Here is a 22,326-nt window from a genome sequence, read left to right on the forward strand (position 1 = left end):
CCATCTATCACTTAATCAGGGGGAATCTTAAACATGATGAATTCCGCCTCTGTCCGCTGGCAGCTTTGGATTGTTGCCTTTGGCTTTTTTATGCAGACGCTGGATACCACCATCGTGAATACCGCATTGCCTTCAATGGCCGCGAGCCTGAATGAAAGCCCGCTGCATATGCATTCGGTGATTGTTTCCTATGTGCTGACCGTCGCGGTGATGTTGCCCGCCAGCGGCTGGCTGGCGGATCGTATCGGCGTGAAAAACATCTTTTTTGCCGCGATTCTACTGTTTACGCTGGGGTCGCTGCTGTGCGCCCGTTCAGAAACGTTGGATGAGCTGCTGCTCTCCCGCGTGATTCAAGGCATTGGCGGTGCGATGATGGTGCCGGTAGGACGTCTGACGGTGATGAAGATCGTCCCGCGCGATCAGTATATGGCGGCAATGACCTTCGTGACGCTGCCCGGCCAGATCGGCCCATTACTGGGGCCCGCGCTCGGCGGTTTTCTGGTGGAATACGCCAGCTGGCACTGGATTTTCCTTATCAACCTGCCGGTTGGCATGATCGGCGCGCTGGCAACCTGGTTTCTGATGCCCAATTACACCATGCAAACTCAGCGTTTCGATGTCAGCGGTTTCTTCTGGCTTGCCGTCGGTATGGCGACGCTGACGCTGGCGCTGGACGGTAACCGCAGTCTCGGCATTCCGCCGATTGCCATTTTCGCGTTGATTGCCATCGGACTCATCGCGCTATTGAGCTACTGGCTGCACGCTCGTCACAACGAACGGGCGCTGTTCAATCTGCGTCTGTTCGACACCCATACTTTTTCTATTGGCCTGACAGGCGGACTTCTGGCACGCATCGGCAGCGGCATGTTACCGTTTATGACACCGCTATTTTTACAATTAGGAATGGGGTTTTCCCCGTTTCATGCCGGGCTGATGATGGTGCCAATGGTGCTAGGTAGCATGGGAATGAAGCGGATCGTGGTACAAATCGTCAACCGATTCGACTACCGCCGCGTGCTGATAGTCTCCACGCTGCTGCTGGCACTGATCACGGCGCTGTTTGCGCTGGTCGCACTGATGCAATGGATTTGGATGATCCCGATTGTGCTGTTCTTCCTCGGTACGGTGAATGCTATTCGCTTCTCCACCATGAACACGCTGACGCTGAAAGATCTGCCTGATTCCCTCGCCAGCGGCGGAAATAGCCTGCTGTCGATGACCATGCAGCTATCCACCAGCCTGGGGGTGAGCATCGCGGGTATTCTCTTAGGCATGTTTTCTCAACCGCACATCGCAGCAGAAAGTGGGGCAACCCACACGGTATTTCTCTACACCTATCTTAGCATGGTCGTCATCATCGCTCTGCCAGCGTTGATTTTTAATCGTGTCCCACCTGACACCGTAAAACAGTCAACGCTACCGCGTAAATCGTGAGGTCGTTATGAAATTCGGAATCACCGCCAAACTGTTTCTCGCGATTTTCGCCACCTGTATGCTGGTGCTGGTAACCATGCACTGGGGTGTGCGCGTCAGCTTTGAACGCGGCTTTATCGACTACATTAAGCGCGGCAATGAACAGCGGGTTATGCAGCTACGCGATGCGCTGGCAGAGCAATACCAGTTGCACGGCGATTGGTCATTCCTGCGCAATAATGAGCGTCTGGTGTTCAAGATGCTGCATGCGGTGGATCAGAACAGCGACACCGACAACAGCATGCAGGGATGGCGAGTGCGTCTTTGGGTGCTGGATAACAGTAAACGCAAACTGTTCGGATCGCCGGCACCAATACCCAATGAAGGTACCCGGCAGCCCATTCAGGTACAGAACCAGACCGTCGGCTGGATTGTCGCCTCACCCGTTGAACGCCTGACCCGCAACGCCGACATCAGTTTCGATCAACAGCAACAGCGCACCAGTTGGCTGATTGTGGCGCTGTCGATGTTGCTGGCTATCATCGCCGCCTGGCTGACTGCACGTGGCCTTCTCGCCCCCGTTAAGCGACTGGTCAACGGCATGCACAGTTTAGCGTCGGGGGATTTCAGCACCCGCGTGACGGCAAGCTCGCATGATGAGCTGGGCAGGCTGGCACAGGATTTCAATCAGCTTGCCAACACGCTGGAAAAAAATGAACAGTCTCGCCGCGCGTTTATGGCCGATGTCTCCCACGAGCTGCGCACGCCGCTGGCAGTGCTGCGTGGCGAACTGGAAGCCTTGCAGGATGGTGTGCGCAAGCCCGACGCACACTCTCTGCATTCGCTTCAGTCGGAAGTCGCAACGCTCACCAAACTGGTAGACGATCTGCACCAGCTCACCTTGTCCGATCGCGGGGCGTTGGCCTACCGCAAAACGTCTGTAGACGTAGTGCAAACCCTGCATATTGCTATTGCTGCATTTCATGCACGTTTCCAAAAAAAGCAGATCGCGCTCACCACCGATTTACCCGATCAGGCTGGCGTTTTTGGTGACCCGGATCGGTTAAGCCAGTTATTTAATAATTTGCTGGAAAATAGCCTGCGCTATACCGATGAACAGGGTCAACTGACCATTTCACTGGTTCAGCGACATAAACGCTGGGCGATTATCTGGCAGGACAGCGCTCCAGGCGTAACCGATGAGCAGCTCACACTGATTTTCGAGCGTTTCTATCGGGCGGAAAGCTCGCGCAACCGTGCCAGCGGTGGAGCAGGTCTGGGGCTGGCGATCTGCAATAATATCGTTGAGGCACATAGCGGACGGCTGTATGCTGAACATTCACCATTAGGGGGAGTGATGATTACCATTGAGCTTCCATCGCACGTTCCTGATTAAACGCCACGCTAAGCGAAACTGAAGATAAACAGATCTATGACAACCGCACCCGATTTCGCTATGACGTCACCGATTTTGATCGTCGAAGATGAGCCCAAGTTGGGGCAACTGCTGGTGGATTACCTTCAGGCCGCAGACTATGCCACGCACTGGCTGCCAAATGGTAATGATGTCGTTGAGTGGGTGCGACAGCATTCTCCTTCACTCATTCTGCTGGATTTAATGCTGCCGGGCTGTGACGGCCTGACCCTGTGTCGCACCATCCGCCAGTTTTCCAACGTGCCGATTATCATGGTCACCGCCCGCAGTGAAGAGATCGACCGCCTGCTGGGGCTGGAAATTGGTGCCGATGACTATATTTGTAAGCCTTTCAGCCCGCGTGAAGTCGTCGTGCGCGTCAGAACGCTACTGCGCCGCTGCGGCTGGCAGAACGACGGTCTGAAAGCCGCAGAGAAAAACGAAACAGCGCTGTTGATTGATAAAAGCGGCTTTCAGGCCAGCTATCTGGGGCAGAACCTTGACCTGACACCTGCGGAATTTCGCCTGCTCAAGACCCTCTCCACTGAACCGGGCAAAGTGTTTTCACGCGAGGCGCTGCTGGATAAGCTTTACGACGATTATCGTGTCGTGACCGATCGCACCATCGATAGCCACATCAAAAACCTGCGCCGTAAACTAGAACAGCTGGATGAAGAAACCTCATTTATCCGCACGGTGTACGGCATCGGCTATCGCTGGGAAGCCGCGCCCTGTAATGAGGTGTAACGCCCACCGCCTTATGATGTTATGGAGACCATGTTGAACGGACCCGATCCTGATAACCGCTACCCGATGGCCGGTTTCCCCCAAGTGTGTTTCATCAACAATGTTGTCACCAACCCGAATATTGAAATTGGCGACTACACCTATTATGACGATCCCGATGGTGAGGAAAATTTCGAGCAAAATGTGCTCTACCACTATCCGTTTCTCGGCGATAAATTAATCATCGGTAAGTTTTGCGCTATCGCGCGTGGCGCAAAATTTATCATGAACGGGGCTAATCATCGGCTTTCCGGCTTGTCTACCTACCCGTTTCAGATTTTTGGCAACGGTTGGGAAAAAGTAACGCCTAAGCCAGAAGATTTACCTTACAAAGGCGACACCGTGATCGGCAATGATGTCTGGATTGGCTATGACGCGCTGATCATGCCCGGTGTTCATATCGGAAATGGAGCCATTATTGCCTCACGCGCGGTGGTCACAGCTGATGTACCCGCGTATACGGTCGTCGGCGGCAATCCGGCAAAAATCCTTAAAGCCCGTTTTGCGCCGGATGTCATCAATGCACTAGAAACGCTGAGCTGGTGGGACTGGCCGATAGAAAAAATCACACGCCATCTGGATATCATCGCTGCGGGTGATATTGACGCCCTGCAAGCCAGCCATCAGTCAGAATAACCGTCTTTCATTGCGCACCAATCCCTTTCCCACGAAGAAGAGGCTTTCACGATAATGACTGCGCTATTTTCCGAAACCATCAAAATCGAAACACCTCGCCTACTGCTACGCCCGCTCTATCGTGATGATGCACCTGTACTGTTCGTTTTTATGTCCGATCCGGTCGTGATGCGTTTCTGGAATCACCCGCCCTGGCAGCACATCGAGCAGGCGCATGACGCGATTGACGAATACTGGAGCGCGCTGTGCGCTGGGCAGTACATGAAGCTGGGTCTGGAAGTCAAAGCGAGCGGTGAACTGATCGGCACCTGCGTGCTGTTCAATCTTGAGATTGACTCTAAACGTGCAGAGATCGGCTACTGTCTGGCCGCAGCTGCACAAGGGAAAGGCTATATGGCGGAAGCACTCTCTGCCCTACGGGATTTTGCCTTTGAAACAGCGGGTCTGAGTCGGCTGGAAGCCGAAATCGATCCCCGTAATGTGGCTTCAGCCAAATCGCTGGAACGGCTGGGATTCACGCAGGAAGGGTTATTAAGGCAGCGTTGGATCGTAGACGGCGACGTGTCTGATTCTGCGCTCTACGGCTTGCTGGCGGCTGAACGTTAATCGCCTCTTTCGTATGCCAGTCAAAAATACTGTCCGACTTAATGAAAATTTTGTCATTTTTTCTTTTCCCACGGCTGTTACCATTTCAAGCCTACAATAATGACAGGTATCCATCCGCATCATATGCGGGCACAGGTCACCTGCAACACCATTGATTTTTTAACGCCATTGATTTTGAAAACAACGGTTCTTCCAGGTAATTGTTCTTCAAAAGAATGGGGCTTAAAAACAATAGACAGGGGAAAATGTATGTCAGGTTTAGTTGATGGCAAATGGGTTAACGGCGATGTCGCGGCAGAAGAGATCAAAAATGGCGCGTTCCACCGCGAAGAGACCAAATTTCGGCAAACCGAGCTGGTGCCAGAGGCTGGGCGTTACCAGCTTTTTGTTTCTTATCTCTGCCCGTGGGCATCGCGCACGCTGATTTTCCGTAAGCTGAAAGGGCTGGAGAACATCATTTCGCTCTCGATTGCCAACCCACGTATCGCCGATAACGGCTGGGAATTTGCCACGCCGCAGGATGCTGGCGAGCACGCGGGTGAGATTCACTATCTGCACCAGCTGTACACCGCCAGTGTACCGAACTATACCGGAAAGGTATCGGTGCCCGTGCTGTGGGATCGGGTAGAAGGCCGTATCGTGAACAACGAATCGGCGGATATCATCCGTATGCTGAACAGCGAATTTAACGATCTGACAGGCAACCACCTCGATTTCTACCCGTCTGAACTGCACGGTGAGATCGACCGCTGGAACGAAACCGTGTACCACAACGTCAATAACGGCGTGTATAAGACCGGGTTCGCCAAAACGCAGGAACACTATAACGATGCGGTCGCCACGCTCTTCGCCACGCTGGACGAGCTGGACGATCATTTAGGCAGCCATCGTTACATGTTGGGCGATACGCTGACCGAAGCCGACTGGCGTCTGTTTGTGACGCTGATACGTTTTGACGTGGCCTACCACGGCGCGTTCAAATGTAATCTGAAACGCATTGCCGACTATCCGCACTTATCAAATTACCTGCGCGAACTGTATCAGTGGCCGGGCATCGCAGAGACGGTCAATATCGATCACATTAAAGCGGGCTATTACGGTATTGCCTGGCTGAACCCGACACAGATTGTGCCGGTTGGCCCACTGGTTGATTTATACCAGCCACACAACCGCGAAACCCTCAGCACATCCCGTATCGCCACGCGTTAATACGGCGAGATCTGGCCTGCTCTGTTTATGGCAGGCCATTCTTTATTTAGGTAAAACGATTGATTTACGTCAAACAATAGGCCCACTTTTCGTGTGTCGTCTACTGCAATTTCCCCCTATTAGCGCTAGAATCCTCCGCCTTTACTGTTCCCACCGCGGAGCAGCCTGACTTGTGATCAGAATCGAGAGATACCATGTTTAAACCGGAACTGCTTTCTCCGGCCGGTACGCTGAAAAATATGCGCTACGCCTTTGCCTATGGCGCGGACGCGATTTATGCCGGTCAACCTCGCTACAGCCTGCGCGTGCGCAATAACGAATTCAACCATCAGACGCTGGCGCAAGCCATTAACGAAGCGCATGAACTGGGCAAGAAATTCTACGTGGTCGTTAACATCGCACCGCACAACGCCAAGCTGAAAACCTTCCTGCGTGACCTGCAACCCGTGATTGAAATGGGGCCAGATGCGCTGATCATGTCCGATCCGGGCTTGATTATGCTGGTGCGCGAAAATTTCCCACAGATCGACATTCACCTTTCCGTTCAGGCCAACGCGGTCAACTGGGCGACGGTGAAATTCTGGCAGCAGATGGGGCTGACGCGCGTGATTCTGTCCCGCGAGCTGTCGCTGGAAGAGATTGCAGAAATTCGCCAAAACGTGCCGGATATGGAACTGGAGATCTTCGTTCACGGTGCGCTGTGCATGGCCTACTCTGGCCGCTGCCTGCTGTCCGGCTACATCAATAAACGCGACCCGAATCAGGGCACCTGCACCAACGCCTGCCGCTGGGAATATAAGGTTCAGGAAGGCAAAGAGGATGACATCGGGAATATCGTTCATCAGCACGAGCCTATCGCGGTGAAAAACGTTGAGCCTGCGCTGGGCATCGGCGAACCGACCGACAAAGTCTTTATGCTGGAGGAAAATATGCGCCCCGGCGAGTACATGAGCGCCTTTGAAGACGAGCACGGCACCTACATCATGAACTCCCGCGATCTGCGGGCGATCCAGCACGTTGAACGCCTGACGCAGATGCAGGTTCATTCGCTGAAAATCGAAGGCCGCACCAAGTCATTCTACTATTGCGCCCGTACCGCACAGGTGTATCGCCGCGCCATCGACGATGCCGTCGCAGGCAAGCCGTTCGACCCAACATTGCTGGAAACGCTGGAAGGCTTAGCGCACCGTGGCTACACCGAAGGCTTCCTGCGCCGCCACGTGCATGAAGATTACCAGAACTACGACTACGGCTATTCCGTTTCCGATCGTCAGCAGTTTGTCGGTGAATTCACCGGCGTGCGCCGCGATGGGCTGGCGGAAGTCGAAGTGAAGAACAAATTTTCCTGCGGCGACAGTGTGGAAATGATGACGCCAAACGGCAACATTCAATTCACCATCGAATCTATGCAGAATACCAAAGGCCAACCGACCGAGGTTGCGCCGGGTAACGGCCATATCGTTTATCTGCCGGTGCCGGATGATGTCTCGCTGGACTACGCACTATTGCTACGTAATTTGCCGGGTACCACCACGCGTAATCCTAACGCGGAATAAATCAGTCATATCGCCGGATGTCCTGATCGTCCGGCGATGCCTTCACAAGGCATTGCGTCCTCACGGTATGTCCCCCCATCATCACTCCTGCTCTGCCACAAATAAGTACGCTAATAGCCTGAGGTATCGTTACAAAGCTCAGGGTTTTTAACGAATATTAGAAACAGATCACATCAATTCGCCGGTCTTGTGGTTAGTATTGCGTCGCTGAGAAAACATAGAACGAAAAATAAGCGTAGTGATACTACTAGGAACCACCTCCTTGGCCAGCTCAATCTCCCTTGAGCTGGCTTTTCTTTTTCTCTCGCTCACGCATTTTCCCACCGCATGTATACCCTAAATAATGAGGCCCACGACGGGCCGAGTATTTAAGCGCAGCCAACGCACATGCAACTTGAAGTATGACGGGTATATTCACCGACTCTTCTGATTTCTACCTACCGATTTAGTGTCTATTATTAATTTCACTATCCTGCTGAGGAGAATGAGGCCATGGAAAAAAATCCGGTGACACTGCTGATTTTGAATGGAAAAAGCGCGGGCAATGAAGAACTCCGCGAAGCCATTGATGAGCTACGCAAAGACGGCTATACGCTGCATGTCCGCGTCACCTGGGAATACGGTGATGCGAAGCGCTACGTGGAAGAGGCGATCCAGCTCAACGCAGATAATGTGATCGCTGCCGGAGGCGATGGCACCGTCAATGAAGTCGCGGCGGCATTGGCGGTACAGCCGGAAGCAGTGCGTCCATGTCTCGGGATTGTACCGTTAGGCACGGCTAATGATTTCGCCACCAGCTGTCAGATTCCGATGGAAATGCACAACGCATTGACGTTGGCGATCAAAGGCCGCGCCACCGCCATTGATATCGCCAAGGTGAACGACAGTCATTACTTCATCAACATGGCGACAGGCGGATTCGCCACGCGTATTACCACGGAAACGCCAGCCAAGATGAAGGCCGCGCTGGGGAGTGCTTCTTACGTGCTGCACGCGCTCTTTCGCATGGACATGCTGCAAGCCGAACGCTGTGAGATTCGCGGGCAGGATTTTCACTGGGAAGGCGATACGCTGGTTATCGCAGTGGGAAATGGTCGTCAGGCTGGTGGCGGGCAGCAGCTTTGCCCGGAAGCGCTAATCAACGATGGGCTGCTGGAGCTGAGCGTGCTGTCGGCAACAGAGCTGCTGCCGAATATGTTGCAAGCCTGGTTTACCGGCAGCGAAAACCAGAACATGATTTCCGCTACCCTACCCTGGCTGGAGATTACTGCGCCAGACGATATGACGTTTAATCTGGACGGCGAACCGCTCACCGCCAAACGCTTCCGCATTGAGGTGCTTCCCGCAGCGATTCACTGTCGGCTACCGCCTCAGTGTTCACTGCTGGAATAGCGGCGCGTTTCGACTATTCCTGTTTCGATTATTCCCGCTTCAGGCGATTACTGTTTGCCAGATACAGCGTCACCACCAGCAGCAGAATCGCCGCGGAATAAATCAGCGTATCCGACGGGCTTTTGTGATCGACAATAATCAGGCGAATGATGGCCGTAATGCCGATGTAGATAAAATAGCGCAGCGGGAAGTGATAGCCGGACTGAAAATACTTCACGATCAGCGCAATGAACTCAAAATAAAGGAAATAGATAACAATTCCTTCTATCAGCTGATAGGAGGAATCTTTCTCGTTGGAGATCAACAGCACCTTCGCCAAATGAAACGTTTCCTTGACTAAAAAAATCACCAGAATAGTTGCCAGCACCAGCAGGCCGATATTAAGTATCGTCTGAAGCGCCTTGGCAGCCATCGCACTACGAGCAGAACCTGCCATATGTTATCCCCACATCCTATTTCACATTAACGCTAAGATTTCACAGCAAAGTAACCGGATGCCCCCGCACTGTCACGCCAAAATACGCTTAATTTAGTTTGAAATTACTGGCAAATATGTCACGCAAAGTACAAGTCAATTTACTTATACCCGTCAGACTTCAGGCTGCATGTGCGTTTTACCACCAGCGGTGGAAATGATGAACAGGGCCGATTCCTTGCCCAACCTCCAGCGTGTCGGCCTGCTGCAACGCCTTCTGTAAATAATCCTTCGCTACTTTGACCGTCTCACCCCATCTATCGTGACGTGGCCGCAGCGCCGCTAACGCGGCAGACAGCGTGCAGCCAGTGCCGTGCGTATGACGTGTATTCACACGCGGTGCGCTAAAGCGCAGCGGATCGGCCTGTCTGCTGAACAGCCAGTCCGGGCTTTCCGCTTCGCTGAGGTGACCGCCTTTCATCAGCACCGCCTGACAGCCCATCGCCAGCAGCGCTTCCCCCTGCTCACGCATTTCCCGCTCGTTGGTGGCCGATGACGTATTCAGCAGCGCTGCGGCCTCCGGCAGGTTCGGCGTAATCAGGGAAACCAGCGGCAGCAGCTCACGACGGATCGACTCCACCGCCTCAGGAGCCAGTAGCGGATCGCCACTTTTCGCCAGCATCACGGTGTCCAGCACCACGAAAGGCACCGCGTAATGACGCAAACGCTCGGCAACCGTTTCGACAATATCGGCCTGCGCCAGCATCCCAATCTTGGCGCTATCGATACGCACATCGCTCAACACGGAATCCAGCTGTGCCGCGACAAAATCTGGTTCAATCCGGTAGACGGACTGCACACCGCGCGTATTTTGCGCCACTAGCGCGGTAATGACCGACGTGCCGTAAGCACCCAGCGCAGAAAACGCTTTTAAATCCGCCTGAATTCCCGCCCCACCGCTCGGATCGGTACCCGCAATCGTCAACGCATTGATACGTTTCATGCCAGATCCTCCACGCGCAGGGTATAAAGCCGATCGAGAAAGCTGGGGATAAAGCTTCCCGTTCCTTGCGACGTCGAAGCTGCCTGCTGCCCCGCTAACGCCATGACATAACACGCCGCCGCCACGTGGGATAAGCGGTCCCCCTCCAGAGAACAAAAACCCGCCACCACCGCCGACAGCGCACAGCCCGTTCCAACCACCCGCGTCATCATGCTATCGCCGCCGGTTATCGCCATATTGCGCTCACCGTCCGTGACATAATCCACCACGCCAGTCACCGCAACAATCGTCCCCACTTGCCGCGCCAGCTCGCGTGCGGCAGGGAGCGCTGCCCGCGAATCATCAGCGCTATCCACGCCCCGCCCCTGTGCGGCTAAGCCCGCCAACGCCATGATTTCAGACGCATTGCCGCGGATCGCCGCCGGTTTCCATGCCAGTAATTCCCGGCAAAATTCGGTACGAAAGGTCAACCCGCCTACGGCAACCGGATCGAGCACCCACGGTTTCCCCGCTTGATGTGCGCGGCTTACCGCCGCCCGCATCGCCTCAGCGCGCGTGCGTTCCAGCGTTCCGACATTAATCAACAGCGCATCGGCCACCGCGCTAAACTGCGCAGCTTCTTCAGGATCGACCACCATTGCAGGCGACGCATTCAGCGCTAGCAGCACATTAGCGGTAAAAGATTGCACCACGTCGTTGGTCAAACAGTGCACCAGCGGTGAAGCAGAACGAAATTGGGTGAGCGATGTTGCTGCCTGAGCGGCAGAAAAGTCGGTGGGTCGAGTGTTCATAGGTCTCCCAACCGGCGTGGAAGAAGGCGGCAACCGGTGGGCATACCGTGACTTCCCTACGCTGGCATTATCCAGATCAGGTGGTACGGGTATTTCTCAGCCTTCACAAAGAAGGGCACCCCGAGTCATTAAAAATCAAAATGTTGCGATTAATGTTTTATTAATCTTAAATAAGGGTAATGCCAGCGGGAAGTATTGTAAATGGCAAAATCTGCTTTCATCGGGCCATATGTTACAGTTTATATTTCAACCGAAAACTGCTTTTACCATATGGTAGGAACAGAAAAAGCTGGGTCTCCCCAGCTTCAGGTTTCTACATCTCTGTTTAGAATGATCATTTAAACCACTTATCTTGTATGAACTTCAATACTTTAGAATCAATATTATAAGCATAAAATTTATTATGAGACGCATCTACAACAATCAACTTATCGTCATTATCCATCACAGCTTTCACTTTCCTAGCCGCATCTTCGGCAGAATAAATCGAGTTTACATACCAATTTGACTCTGTAACTTTTGCCCAATTTCCTAATGCTTTAATAGCATCATGTATGGCAGGGTAATCTTTCGTTTTGATCAAATCGTAAGTAATAAATAAGTTATTAGCCATTATATTTCTCCAGAGGTATAAACAGAAAAAGCGCCTAAATGGCGCTTTTTAGATATCACTTCTTCCCTTTCTTAGCTGGTGTCTTGATGGTTTCAACCACCGTTGTATTAGGATGTTTTTTTGCTTCACTTACCGGGATAAACTGACCTGTTTTCGCATCACGACCGATTTTAGCCATAGCTGGCCTCCAATTCAGAAGTATTGATGGGTGAATGCTTAGTTTTTAGCCTCTCAAGAATGCCCTACCCCAAACAGACTGTCAATACATACAGTGCACATATTGATATTTTTACAACAATAATGTCTATATATAGTTTTTAGCTGTGTATGCATATGTAAAAAACCGGACACTCTTCTAGAATTTCCCCACACGACAAAAAATGAAAAACCCCAGGCACGTTGTGACATAGAGAAAAACGCCATAACCCTTTAGACTGGTTAATCAAACCCGTACTGAGGAGATTGTGATGACGATAATCAAGAGTTATGCCGCACCGGAAGCAGGCGCAGCGCTGGAGTTGTATGAGTTTGATGCGGGTGAACTGCATGCGGAAGACGTCGAAGTCGTGGTTGATTACTGCGGCGTGTGCCATTCCGACCTGTCGATGATCGATAACGAATGGGGCATGTCGAGCTATCCGCTGGTTGCCGGGCATGAAGTGATTGGCCGTGTACACGCGTTGGGTGACGCGGCGAAGAACAAAGGATTAAAGATTGGGCAGCGCGTCGGCATTGGCTGGACGGCACGCAGTTGTGGGCATTGCGATGCCTGTATCAGCGGTAGCCAAACCAACTGTCAGCAAGGCAGCGTGCCAACGATTCTGAATAAAGGCGGTTTTGCCGATAAGATTCGTGCGAACTGGCAGTGGGCTATCCCGCTTCCTGATTCCATTGATATCGAATCGGCAGGTCCGCTACTGTGTGGCGGCATCACCGTGTTCAAACCGCTGTTAATGCACCATGTCACGGCAACCAGCCGCGTCGGCGTGATCGGTATCGGCGGCCTGGGACATATCGCGATTAAGCTCCTGCACGCGATGGGTTGCGAAGTCACGGCGTTCAGCTCTAATTCGTCCAAAGAGCAGGAAGTATTGGCGATGGGTGCCGATAAGGTCGTCAACAGCCGCGATCCGCAGGCGCTGACCGCGCTGGCAGGCCAGTTCGATCTCATTATCAACACCGTAAGCGTCGATCTGGAATGGCAACCCTACTTCAACGCGCTCGCCTATAACGGGAAATTCCATACCGTCGGCGCGGTGATGAAGCCATTTAGCGTTCCGGCTTTTACACTTATCGCTGGCGATCGCAGCGTTTCTGGTTCTTCTACGGGTTCTCCGCATGAGCTGCGTTCTTTAATGAAACTCGCCACGCGTGCCAGCGTGAAACCGCAGACGGAACTGTTCCCAATGTCGAAAATCAACGATGCCATCCAGCACGTGCGTGACGGAAAAGCCCGCTATCGCGTCGTGCTAAAAGCCGATTTTTAATCGGTAAAGACGCCTGAGCGATCGGGCGTCTGCTTTTTACACATTTGTCAGATTACCGTCATTCTCTGAACCACACCGCCCGGCACCACGCGACTGAATGTATTCAATAGGTTTCATGATAGGATTGGAAGGTGATGCAAGAGGAGATCCGCAATGCCTTTTAAAGAGTATGACCACGACTTCATTGATAGAAATAAGAAGGCTTCCTCGTCAGTAAGGTTCTCCCTTTTATTGTCTGCGTTAATCATTATATTTAATCTCCTGTTCTTCAAGCACCGCGATTTTCAGGAGCAGTTGCACAATAATCCGGGGTCTTATACCGATTCGGTCGCGCTGGTTTTTCTTTTTTTTATCTTGTCATGCACCAGTAAAATCTCACTGAATCATACGTCAGCCTTATCCATCCGGCTCGGACTACATATCTGGATATGCTCAGCCACATTTGACTTCATGGATGAGTTTATCTATCAACCCAAGCTAGTGGGGTACTATGTTGAGGATATGCTGAGAATTATTGGTATGTTTGGCGTCGGATTCGGTGTCTATACCCTGATACAACAAATCAATAATAAGTATGTCGAAGCCAGAATACAGTCATTCAGCGATGAACTTACGCAGCTCCCCAATCGCCGGTTTTTTATTAACGAATTAAAAAAACTCGAAGCGAAAACACCCTATTTATTTATCATCGACATCGATAACTTCAAAGTCATCAATGACAAATATGGGCATACGAAAGGCGATGAAATATTAAGTAAATTCGGCCATATTCTTTCCCGTTTCGATAACAGTGAAGTCGTCGCAACCCGAATTGGTGGCGAAGAATTCGCGATTATTCTTTATGCCGGAACACAGGATCGGGCAGAGAAGTTGGCGAGAGAAGTATTAAAAAACGCCAACAAAATCATTATTAAAAATAGGCATTATCTTTCTGTCAGCATTGGGGCAGGTAAAAAACAACCGCAGGAACCCACAGAACACTTTATGAAACGCGTGGATGTTGCACTTTATCAAGCCAAAAATACCGGCAAAGGCAAAGTGGAATGGGCCCTGGAGCCGTAATCCAACGCAGCCTCATCCGATAACACGGCCGCACGGACGCGCCTCTCCCTAACTCATCATAAAAACTACTGTAAACAACATTCCCGCTATAGAAAACCATCGATTAAATAGCCCATCATTTTGTAACAAAATTAAACGCTTCCTGATTAGTTAACTCGCTGACCTACGTATACTCTTTTATAGGTAGAACAAAATACATTACCCCCACAACACATTCAGTAAAAGGAAGACGAATGAAAGCAGCTATCGTTACGAAGGATCATTCCGTTGAGATTCAGGACAAAAAACTACGTCCCCTCCAACACGGAGAGGCTCTGCTAAAAATGGAATGCTGTGGCGTGTGCCACACCGATCTGCACGTCAAAGACGGTGATTTTGGCGATGTGACTGGCATCACGCTCGGTCATGAAGGTATCGGTATTGTTAAAGAAGTCGGCCCAGGCGTGACATCACTGAAACCCGGCGATCGCGCTAGCGTAGCCTGGTTCTATCAGGGCTGTGGTCACTGCGAATACTGTAATAGCGGTAACGAAACGCTCTGTCGCACGGTGAAAAATGCAGGTTATTCCGTTGATGGTGGGATGGCGGAAGAATGCATCGTCGTTGCTGATTACGCGGTAAAAGTGCCGGATGGTTTGGATTCTGCCGCAGCCAGCAGCATTACCTGCGCTGGCGTGACAACCTACAAAGCAGTGAAAATCTCGCAAATCAAACCAGGACAGTGGATTGCCATTTATGGTCTGGGCGGGTTGGGAAATTTGGCGCTGCAATACGCCAAGAATGTCTTTAATGCCAAAGTCATCGCGATTGATGTGAATGACGCACAGTTGGCCTTTGCCAAAGAGGTCGGTGCAGACCTGATCATCAATCCAGCCAAAGAAGATGCCGCCAAGATCATTCAGGAAAAAGTGGGCGGCGCACATGCGACCGTGGTCACCGCTGTTGCACGCGCAGCGTTTAACTCTGCCGTGGATTCTGTTCGCGCGGGCGGACGCATTGTTGCCGTCGGCCTACCGCCGGAATCCATGGATCTGAACATTCCGCGTCTGGTGTTGGATGGTATTCAAGTATTGGGTTCGCTGGTCGGCACGCGTGAAGATCTGAAAGAAGCGTTCCAATTTGCGGCCGAAGGAAAAGTGAAACCGAAAGTCACTCGCCGTCCGCTAAAAGATATCAATGCCATTTTCGCTGAAATGAAAGGCGGGAAAATCACCGGCCGTATGGTGATCGATCTGTCACTGTAAACGATAGTTAGCCAACAGGTATAAACGGGATAGCACTGCGCTATCCCATTTTTTATATTTTAGCCAAGCGCTTGGGTATTACCGGGGCAAACAAGCTGCTTGCTTTTAATATGGTAAACCTCGACGTCAGGGCGTGTGAAAAAGGCAATTTCCCACGGGTTCTTGGTGACGAATTCATGGCGTACTTTTTCATAGAGCGGATTATCGCGCGCGATAATAAATGCTTCCCCTTCGATAATGGTGTAGTTCCACTCGATGGCTCGCTCAAAGGTATAATGGCTGCGCTCATCCATCGCAAAAAAGCAGTGCGGATTACGTTTGAGCAACTGGGATTTAAAGGTCTCGGGGAACGTAATCAGGAAGATGTCGTTATCCACGGATGAGAGGAACGCCAACACTGTAGTATGCGGCTGTTCGGCAGCCATGGTGATTAAGACGCCGACCTTATTGGAAAAATCCTGCTTTTCCGTCGGCGGAAAATCGACCATTGGCGTCAATGGCACGGGCATGGACGGGCGATCGTCTTGTGGAAACTGATAGCCCGGCTCGCGGATGTCCAGCACAGGCGTGAAACCATGCAGGAGCTGACATTCCCTTGGTTCCAGTACCACCCAATCACCTTCGCTTGCTATTACGCGTCCTTTGTAAGAGGCGCGATAGACCTGAATATTGGCATCAAACTCATCGACCCCAGAGCGGTTATCAAGGTGAATGGTTGTCAGATCGCCAACGACAAACTCATGTCCGTGCGGGAAAAAAACGCGCAGGCTGTTATCCGCATTGGGATAAACGCCGCAAATATGGATGACCATGCCATCCTGCTTATAACCCGCCAGTACACCGAGAGTTTGCTTTCCGAGATAGCTCACGAGACTCATACATCACGCCTTATTCAGATTGGGCTTCAGAGAGGATGCCGACCCAGCTTCACTCGGGCCGCACCAGCAACGGTCAGGGATTATTTGAGAAATCACTCCGTCTGACCGCATGACTTCCTACCTATCAACGGAGAAAGCGCTGAAAACTTTAGGCTTAATGTCTATCTATTTAAAGGAATAAGTATGAATTAAAAGCCATATGTATGAGAAATCTCTCGTTATTTCAGCACCAGCATAGCGATTCCTACGCCGACCAGCATCAGGCAAAACGCGCCGCGTAGATAAGCGACTGGCAGCTTGTGAGCAACCGCTACCCCCCAGGACACGCTGACAATTCCCCCCAGCGCGAGTGGTAAACCGATACCCCAGTCAACATTACCCGCCTGCGAATAGGACAGCAGCGCCGCCAGTGCGCCCGGCACAACAAGAATCAGCGCCATCCCCTGCGCCTGCGTTTGTGCAAAGGCAAACAGCGTAACCAGCACAGGCACCACCACCAAACCGCCGCCGACGGTAAAAATACCGGACATAAATCCGCTCGCGACACCAAGTAGCGGCAGATACTTGGTCGACAGTACAATCTCCGACGTTTGGCTGCGCTTTTTGTTATACCACTGCCACATATAGTACGCCGCCAGCACCAGCAGAAAAGTGGCAAAGGCGCGCTGAAGATTGTGAACATCAATCGATGAGGCAATGTGAGCGGCAAGGTAGGCAGACCCCGTGGCGAATAGACACATCGTCAACGCCAGCCGCGTATCAATGCGGTTACGCTGTCGATAGCGCAGAAAACCAATCAGTACGTTAGGTGTTATCATCACCAGCGCGGTTCCCTGTGCCATATGCTGATCCATCCCAAAGAGCACACCAAGAATCGGAATCGCGATAAGCCCCCCGCCGATCCCCAGCATTCCTCCGCAAAATCCCAGCCCGATCCCCAAAAGCAAACACAACAAAATATCGCTGAACATCATTAAGCTAAACATAACCTAACCAGATAACCCATAAGGTAAAAATAGAGAGAGAACAACACCATCCTAGGTGCAGAGCCGCGTTTTGATAATCACTGAATCGTCAATGACCCTTTCCTGTTAGGAAAACCTCCAACTGTGTTAACGTACAGCGTGACATAAGACATGTGACGACATGCTGCGCGGAATCAAACTGCCAGCTATTGTGCGGTTTTCCCGCCCTGCTGAGGACTCTCGATCAACCATGATTAATCCGGCGCATTTTGACTTCCAGTCACTTCGTATCTTTTTGCAGGTTGCCCAAACGGGTAGCCTGACCAAAGCCGCAGAAAAATTTCACATCACGCTTTCGGCCTTGAGTAAACGTATCGCCGAATTGGAGCGTACCGTGGACTGTGCGCTGTTTATCCGTATGCCGCGCGGCCTGACACTCACCCCGGCCGGTAAAGAATTGGTTACTCTCGCAGGCAATGTATTAAGCAACGTGGAACGCATGGCGAGTGAGATGAACGATTACGCTGCTGGCGTTCGCGGCCACGTACACATGTGGGCGAATACTTCGGCGATTATTCAGTTTCTTCCGCAGGATCTGGCGTCATTTCTTCTGACGCGACCACTCATTCGTATTAACCTGGAGGAAAAGCTCAGTAAAACGGTGGTAACGGCGCTGGCGATGGGGGATGCTGATATTGGCATCTTCGCCGACAATGTGGGGTCGCAAGGCGTCGAAAAGATCCCTTACCGCCAAGATAAGCTTGTCGTACTCGTTCCGCCTCTGCACCCGCTTTCCTCACGCCCAGAGGTGAGCTTTAACGACACATTGGGCTACGACTACGTTGGTCTCAATAACGGCAGCTCTTTGCTCAAACAGCTGAAAGACGCCTCGGATGCATTGGGAAGAGTACTGCGCCTGCGGGTTCAGGTCAGCAGCTTTGATGGTATTTGCCGCATGATAGAAGCAGGGCTGGGGATCAGCGTCCTGCCAGAGGGCGCGATTCGCCCTGAAGTGCTCGGCACCGGGTTACGCGCCATCACACTCACCGATGAATGGGCATCGCGCCAGCTTTGGCTTGGCGTAAAATCCGGCGCGATCCTGCAACCCGAAGTAGCTAACTTACTCGCTCATCTGCGGCAATACGGAGCGTAAGGGTAAAATGTGGCTCTCAGCCTTCTTCGCTACCCGTTTTGTCATAGCCGAGACGGCCAATAAAGGGTAAACGCAGCGCGGGCGGGTTGATATCCACGCCCATATTCAGACCCAGAATATTGGCTTCGATCCCCTCTTCAACGCCCATGGTGATACCCATGACACCCAGCAGTGAAATCTGCACGCCACTCCCCGACGGCGATCGGCCAACGGGACGTGTTATTGGACGGTAATCTTTACCAATCGCATTGGCCGGCATATCCAGCTTGAGCGCAGGCACCTCACGGCCAATGTGTGCCAGAAACGTATTGCTATTTGGCCCAGGCCACGCATGATAGGTATTCGGCCACGGATAGCTTTTGATGGCGGCTTCAATCTGCGGGATCATCGCTTCCGCCTTGTTACCTCGATGATCCACTAACAGTGTCGGTTTCGCACCGTACCAATATGCATCGGCCGCCGAACGGTTCAGATGGATGACGTTATCGCTCCCCCAACTCAAAATCTCGTAACGGCGATATTGGGTTTCCCCTGCTTTCTTGAAAATGATCCACGGATGCACCGCCACCAGCCCGCGCCAGCCATAAGTCGGCGCAGCATAAACCTGTACGACGGCAGTTTGGCGGGATTGCACCGGATTCGGCGCTAACCCGGAAGAATCGCGTTTAGCAGACCACCAACTTTGCCCACTAAACGTTTCGCCGTTACGCGTTGAATGCGCCCAACTTTGCCAAAAAGACAGCAGCAGCACACAAATAAACCCAATCCCCAAGAATTTGAGGTACGTCATAGGCCAGATAGCTCACAGAAAAGGAGTGGAACAGAATCGATACACCTGCGGGCGAACACCCACAGTGAAAATCGGTCAAAAAATCATAACGACCAGTTTACTGCCAGTTGGCAGTCAGATTAAAGCATTGGGTGAAACCTTGACCTATTTTTACGCTGTGCAGATACAGGCAGGTAAAATTCTTCCTTTTATCTGGTCCGCATGTCACATTCTATTCGCGGAATACACCACGCTAAAAAATACCAAGGAACAACAATATGAGCGATAACTCGTCTCTGGCGGTCGCGTTCTATCAGGCCTTCAATACCAATGACAGCGCTGCTTTCGACCGCCTACTTGCGACTAATTGGATCAATCACCCCGCTGACCCCGGTCAACCAAACACACCCGCGGGATTCAAACGCGCGGTGGCGCAAACGCATGCGGCTTTTGAAGGCTTCCATATTGATATCGAAGCGGTCGTTTCCGAGAACGATCTCATCGTTTGCCGAATTGCCATGAGTGGTCGACATATCGGTGATTTCGATTGCTGGAAAGCATCTGGTCGACAGGTACGTTTTTCGGGTATGGATATGCACCGTATTGAAGGAGAACGCATCAGCGAAACCTGGCACTTTGAAAACTTCGATGGATTAAAAACAAAAGAAACCGCCTGATTAGCTGTACTCAAACTCCCCGATTGCCCGAGTGAAATCACGTTTACTCGGGACCCGTCATGCAACAAAAACCGTGGATGTAAAAATGATTTGCCCAGAAGATTACAGGAAAAATGAAAAAGAGGCTGGTAAGGCGCTGGATGCGTATACGGAAAATAAATTAGGGGATAGATTCTGCTTCAAAGAAAAGAAGGTCAGCTTTATTTATAAAGAAGACGATAACGTTGTTGGCCGGATCGTTGGGTCCATCTTTTTCAATTATCTCCAAATAGAAATGGTTGTCGTAGACGATCGTTACCACGGAAAAGGTATAGGAGGACAGCTACTGGCTGCGGCAGAAAAAATGGCCTTAGAAGAAGGCTGTATCTTCGTCTATTTGGAGTCAATGAGCTTCAACGCTCCCGCTTTTTATGAGAAGAAAGGATATAAAATCATTGAAAAAGTCGAAAACTCCCCCTTACCAGGAGAATCACATTACTTCTTTATCAAGCATCTAAAAAAGCCATTGCACAAAACGGCATGAGAGTGTGTAAAAAATCACCATGGGAATAATATATTTACGAAATGCAATTATTAAATAATCAACAAACATTTTTCAGTTTATTTTAATTATTTATCACCATTAAAAAACCACTGACTATAATAAATCTGAAAATTCAATTAACAACACACCTCTGGTAGAAAGTGGAGAAATTAAATGATAAAAAATAATAAGCGCATTAAGTCTACGGTATGTGCATTATCATTAGCCGCATTAACGCTGGGCTCCGCGGTTTCACTCGCCTGTACGCGCTTCGTTTATCTGGACCCACAAAACCCTGATTACCCTATTACTGCCCGTTCAATGGACTGGGCCGAGGATACCCACACCAATCTCTGGATTTTCCCACGAGAATTAAATCGCTCTGGCGCAGCCGGCCAGTATTCTCTGGAGTGGACATCAAAATACGGCAGTGTTATTGCTTCTGCTTTTGATGGCGACGAAAGAATGGCTTCCACAACCGATGGGGTGAATGAAAAAGGGTTGGCGGCTAACGTGCTGTGGCTGGCTGAGTCTACATACCCTAAAACCAAGCCGACAGCCAAAAAACCGGGATTGAGCGTCGCCGCGTGGGCGCAGTACGTGCTGGATAATTTTGCTACCGTCGATGAAGCCGTGAAATCGCTACAACAGGAAAAATTTGTACTGGTTACCAAAGACGTACCAGGACAGGATCGACTGGCAACGCTGCACCTTTCGTTATCTGATTCGTCTGGCGACAGTGCAATTATTGAATATATCGACGGCAAACAGGTTATTCACCATAATAAAAGCTATCAGGTAATGACCAATTCTCCCACGTTCGATCAACAGTTGGCGCTTAATGCCTATTGGGATCAGATTGGTGGTAATGTGATGCTGCCGGGAACGAACCGCGCAGCCGACCGTTTCGTTCGAGCCTCATTCTATGTGAAAAGTGTTGCCCCCAATAAACTCATTCCTGGCATAGCAGAAAAAGGAAAAATAGAAAAAAATAAAGCGGACTTAGCTACCGCATTCAGTATCATACGTAATGTGTCGGTTCCTTATGGTTATTCCTTACCGAACATGCCGAATATTGCCTCAACGCGCTGGCGTAGCGTTATTGACCATAAATCGCTGCAATATTTCTTTGAATCTGCCGTTTCGCCTAATATCTTTTGGGTCGATTTGAAGAAGATCGATTTTGCTCCGCGTGGAGGTAACGCAGCCAAACTGGATTTGGGACCAGACCAAAGCAAAATCTATTCAGGTCAGGCCTCAGAACACTTTAAGCCAGCGACACCCTTTAAATTTGCAGGACTGTAAATCGGGACGTTATTTCCCGACATTCTGTTTATTGCATGATGATGTTAAAGCGCCATGTTCACATGGCGCTTTCGCTCAATAATAATAAGCAAGGATATCGACAAACTATTTATAACGACTTCGCATTCCCTGCCCATTCGGCGTAGAAATGGCTCGAACAGATCCCTGGCTCAATTGCCTTTATTTCTGTTTTGACTAATCCCAGATTGATAAACGGATCATCGGCAAGAATATTTTCCATCTCATAAAGCGCTAAGCCGTAGGCTAAAATAAACCCGCCCGAGCCCTCTTCCAGTGGGCCGGCAAAAATAACATTTCCCTTTTTAATATTATCAGCCAGCCATTTTTTGTGTGCATCAATACTCTTTTCAAGTTCATCTTTCGGGCTGGTGTAAGAAAGCGTAATCGCATAGAGCATGATTGCTACCT

General features: G+C 51.0%; 24 protein-coding genes and 1 riboswitch. Of the genes, 15 read left to right on the forward strand and 9 right to left on the reverse strand.

Annotation, left to right across the window (positions count from 1 at the left end; all coding sequences use genetic code 11):
• The first annotated feature begins 33 nt into the window (after positions 1–33).
• The 8 genes from mdtD (at position 34) to yegS (ending at position 9,012) form a co-directional block, all read left to right on the forward strand.
• Complete coding sequence (gene mdtD, locus EDI29_RS07205; protein WP_137740344.1) at positions 34–1,434, forward strand: MFS transporter; 1,401 nt, start codon at positions 34–36, stop codon at positions 1,432–1,434.
• Positions 1,435–1,441: 7 nt separating this feature from the next.
• Positions 1,442–2,809 (forward strand): envelope stress sensor histidine kinase BaeS, encoded by a 1,368-nt coding sequence (baeS, locus tag EDI29_RS07210; protein WP_137740345.1) that lies wholly within the window; start codon positions 1,442–1,444, stop codon positions 2,807–2,809.
• 36 nt (positions 2,810–2,845) lie between these two features.
• Positions 2,846–3,574 (forward strand): envelope stress response regulator BaeR, encoded by a 729-nt coding sequence (gene baeR / locus EDI29_RS07215; RefSeq protein WP_137740346.1) that lies wholly within the window; start codon positions 2,846–2,848, stop codon positions 3,572–3,574.
• A gap of 30 nt (positions 3,575–3,604) precedes the next feature.
• Positions 3,605–4,249 carry a Vat family streptogramin A O-acetyltransferase gene (locus tag EDI29_RS07220; protein ID WP_395303343.1) on the forward strand — a complete coding sequence of 215 codons (645 nt, stop codon included), beginning with the start codon at positions 3,605–3,607 and terminating at the stop codon, positions 4,247–4,249.
• A 54-nt stretch (positions 4,250–4,303) separates the two neighbouring features.
• Positions 4,304–4,855, forward strand: a complete 552-nt coding sequence (locus tag EDI29_RS07225; RefSeq protein WP_137740348.1) for a GNAT family N-acetyltransferase — start codon at positions 4,304–4,306, stop codon at positions 4,853–4,855.
• A 249-nt stretch (positions 4,856–5,104) separates the two neighbouring features.
• On the forward strand, positions 5,105–6,064 hold the full coding sequence (locus tag EDI29_RS07230; protein ID WP_137740349.1) for a glutathione S-transferase family protein: 960 nt from the start codon (positions 5,105–5,107) through the stop codon (positions 6,062–6,064).
• A gap of 194 nt (positions 6,065–6,258) precedes the next feature.
• Positions 6,259–7,620 (forward strand): prephenate-dependent tRNA uridine(34) hydroxylase TrhP, encoded by a 1,362-nt coding sequence (trhP, locus tag EDI29_RS07235; protein ID WP_137740350.1) that lies wholly within the window; start codon positions 6,259–6,261, stop codon positions 7,618–7,620.
• 492 nt (positions 7,621–8,112) lie between these two features.
• Positions 8,113–9,012 carry a lipid kinase YegS gene (yegS, locus tag EDI29_RS07240; protein WP_137740351.1) on the forward strand — a complete coding sequence of 300 codons (900 nt, stop codon included), beginning with the start codon at positions 8,113–8,115 and terminating at the stop codon, positions 9,010–9,012.
• A gap of 28 nt (positions 9,013–9,040) precedes the next feature.
• On the opposite strand, the gene psiE is transcribed toward yegS, so the two are convergent.
• From psiE to EDI29_RS23115, 5 genes are all read right to left on the reverse strand, one after another.
• Positions 9,041–9,448 (reverse strand): phosphate-starvation-inducible protein PsiE, encoded by a 408-nt coding sequence (gene psiE / locus EDI29_RS07245; RefSeq protein WP_010305490.1) that lies wholly within the window; start codon positions 9,446–9,448, stop codon positions 9,041–9,043.
• 178 nt (positions 9,449–9,626) lie between these two features.
• Complete coding sequence (gene thiD / locus EDI29_RS07250; protein WP_137740352.1) at positions 9,627–10,430, reverse strand: bifunctional hydroxymethylpyrimidine kinase/phosphomethylpyrimidine kinase; 804 nt, start codon at positions 10,428–10,430, stop codon at positions 9,627–9,629.
• The gene (gene thiM, locus EDI29_RS07255) at positions 10,427–11,221 is read right to left on the reverse strand and encodes a hydroxyethylthiazole kinase (protein WP_137740353.1); all 795 of its coding nucleotides are present in this window, start codon (positions 11,219–11,221) and stop codon (positions 10,427–10,429) included. Before thiM ends, thiD begins: the two co-directional genes overlap by 4 nt.
• 36 nt (positions 11,222–11,257) lie before the next feature.
• A riboswitch (TPP riboswitch) is annotated at positions 11,258–11,354 on the reverse strand.
• Between the two features lie 201 nt (positions 11,355–11,555).
• Entirely contained in the window at positions 11,556–11,834 is a 279-nt protein-coding gene (locus tag EDI29_RS07260) for a hypothetical protein (protein WP_137740354.1), read from the reverse strand.
• 55 nt (positions 11,835–11,889) lie between these two features.
• Positions 11,890–12,012 carry a hypothetical protein gene (locus EDI29_RS23115; RefSeq protein WP_277751448.1) on the reverse strand — a complete coding sequence of 41 codons (123 nt, stop codon included), beginning with the start codon at positions 12,010–12,012 and terminating at the stop codon, positions 11,890–11,892.
• A gap of 289 nt (positions 12,013–12,301) precedes the next feature.
• Here EDI29_RS23115 and ahr point away from each other — a divergent pair, with 289 nt between their 5' ends.
• The 3 genes from ahr to adhP all read left to right on the forward strand — a co-directional run bounded on the left by ahr (position 12,302) and on the right by adhP (position 15,627).
• Positions 12,302–13,321, forward strand: a complete 1,020-nt coding sequence (gene ahr / locus EDI29_RS07265; protein WP_137740355.1) for an NADPH-dependent aldehyde reductase Ahr — start codon at positions 12,302–12,304, stop codon at positions 13,319–13,321.
• A gap of 153 nt (positions 13,322–13,474) precedes the next feature.
• Positions 13,475–14,383 (forward strand): GGDEF domain-containing protein, encoded by a 909-nt coding sequence (locus tag EDI29_RS07270; protein WP_137740356.1) that lies wholly within the window; start codon positions 13,475–13,477, stop codon positions 14,381–14,383.
• 233 nt (positions 14,384–14,616) lie between these two features.
• Positions 14,617–15,627 carry an alcohol dehydrogenase AdhP gene (adhP, locus tag EDI29_RS07275; protein WP_137740357.1) on the forward strand — a complete coding sequence of 337 codons (1,011 nt, stop codon included), beginning with the start codon at positions 14,617–14,619 and terminating at the stop codon, positions 15,625–15,627.
• A 59-nt stretch (positions 15,628–15,686) separates the two neighbouring features.
• On the opposite strand, the gene EDI29_RS07280 is transcribed toward adhP, so the two are convergent.
• Both EDI29_RS07280 and EDI29_RS07285 read right to left on the reverse strand, forming a co-directional pair.
• On the reverse strand, positions 15,687–16,505 hold the full coding sequence (locus EDI29_RS07280) for a hypothetical protein (RefSeq protein WP_137740358.1): 819 nt from the start codon (positions 16,503–16,505) through the stop codon (positions 15,687–15,689).
• Between the two features lie 218 nt (positions 16,506–16,723).
• Positions 16,724–17,491, reverse strand: coding sequence for a sulfite exporter TauE/SafE family protein (locus EDI29_RS07285; RefSeq protein WP_167494488.1), 768 nt, complete (start codon positions 17,489–17,491; stop codon positions 16,724–16,726).
• Positions 17,492–17,651: 160 nt separating this feature from the next.
• On the opposite strand from EDI29_RS07285, the gene EDI29_RS07290 reads away from it, so the two are divergent.
• Entirely contained in the window at positions 17,652–18,623 is a 972-nt protein-coding gene (locus tag EDI29_RS07290; RefSeq protein ID WP_241664898.1) for a LysR family transcriptional regulator, read from the forward strand.
• 16 nt (positions 18,624–18,639) lie between these two features.
• On the opposite strand, the gene EDI29_RS07295 is transcribed toward EDI29_RS07290, so the two are convergent.
• Positions 18,640–19,413 carry a DUF3750 domain-containing protein gene (locus EDI29_RS07295; RefSeq protein WP_137740359.1) on the reverse strand — a complete coding sequence of 258 codons (774 nt, stop codon included), beginning with the start codon at positions 19,411–19,413 and terminating at the stop codon, positions 18,640–18,642.
• Positions 19,414–19,670: 257 nt separating this feature from the next.
• Between EDI29_RS07295 and EDI29_RS07300 the strand changes: the two genes are divergently transcribed.
• From EDI29_RS07300 to EDI29_RS07310, 3 genes are all read left to right on the forward strand, one after another.
• Entirely contained in the window at positions 19,671–20,069 is a 399-nt protein-coding gene (locus EDI29_RS07300; RefSeq protein WP_137740360.1) for an ester cyclase, read from the forward strand.
• 31 nt (positions 20,070–20,100) lie between these two features.
• Positions 20,101–20,592, forward strand: coding sequence for a GNAT family N-acetyltransferase (locus EDI29_RS07305; protein WP_241664899.1), 492 nt, complete (start codon positions 20,101–20,103; stop codon positions 20,590–20,592).
• A 174-nt stretch (positions 20,593–20,766) separates the two neighbouring features.
• Complete coding sequence (locus EDI29_RS07310; RefSeq protein WP_137740361.1) at positions 20,767–21,897, forward strand: linear amide C-N hydrolase; 1,131 nt, start codon at positions 20,767–20,769, stop codon at positions 21,895–21,897.
• A gap of 109 nt (positions 21,898–22,006) precedes the next feature.
• Here EDI29_RS07310 and EDI29_RS07315 read toward each other — a convergent pair whose 3' ends face one another.
• On the reverse strand, positions 22,007–22,315 hold the full coding sequence (locus tag EDI29_RS07315; protein ID WP_137740362.1) for a YciI family protein: 309 nt from the start codon (positions 22,313–22,315) through the stop codon (positions 22,007–22,009).
• Positions 22,316–22,326: the final 11 nt, after the last annotated feature.

It is taken from the genome of Pectobacterium polonicum, assembly GCF_005497185.1.
Classification (GTDB): Bacteria; Pseudomonadota; Gammaproteobacteria; order Enterobacterales; family Enterobacteriaceae; genus Pectobacterium; species Pectobacterium polonicum.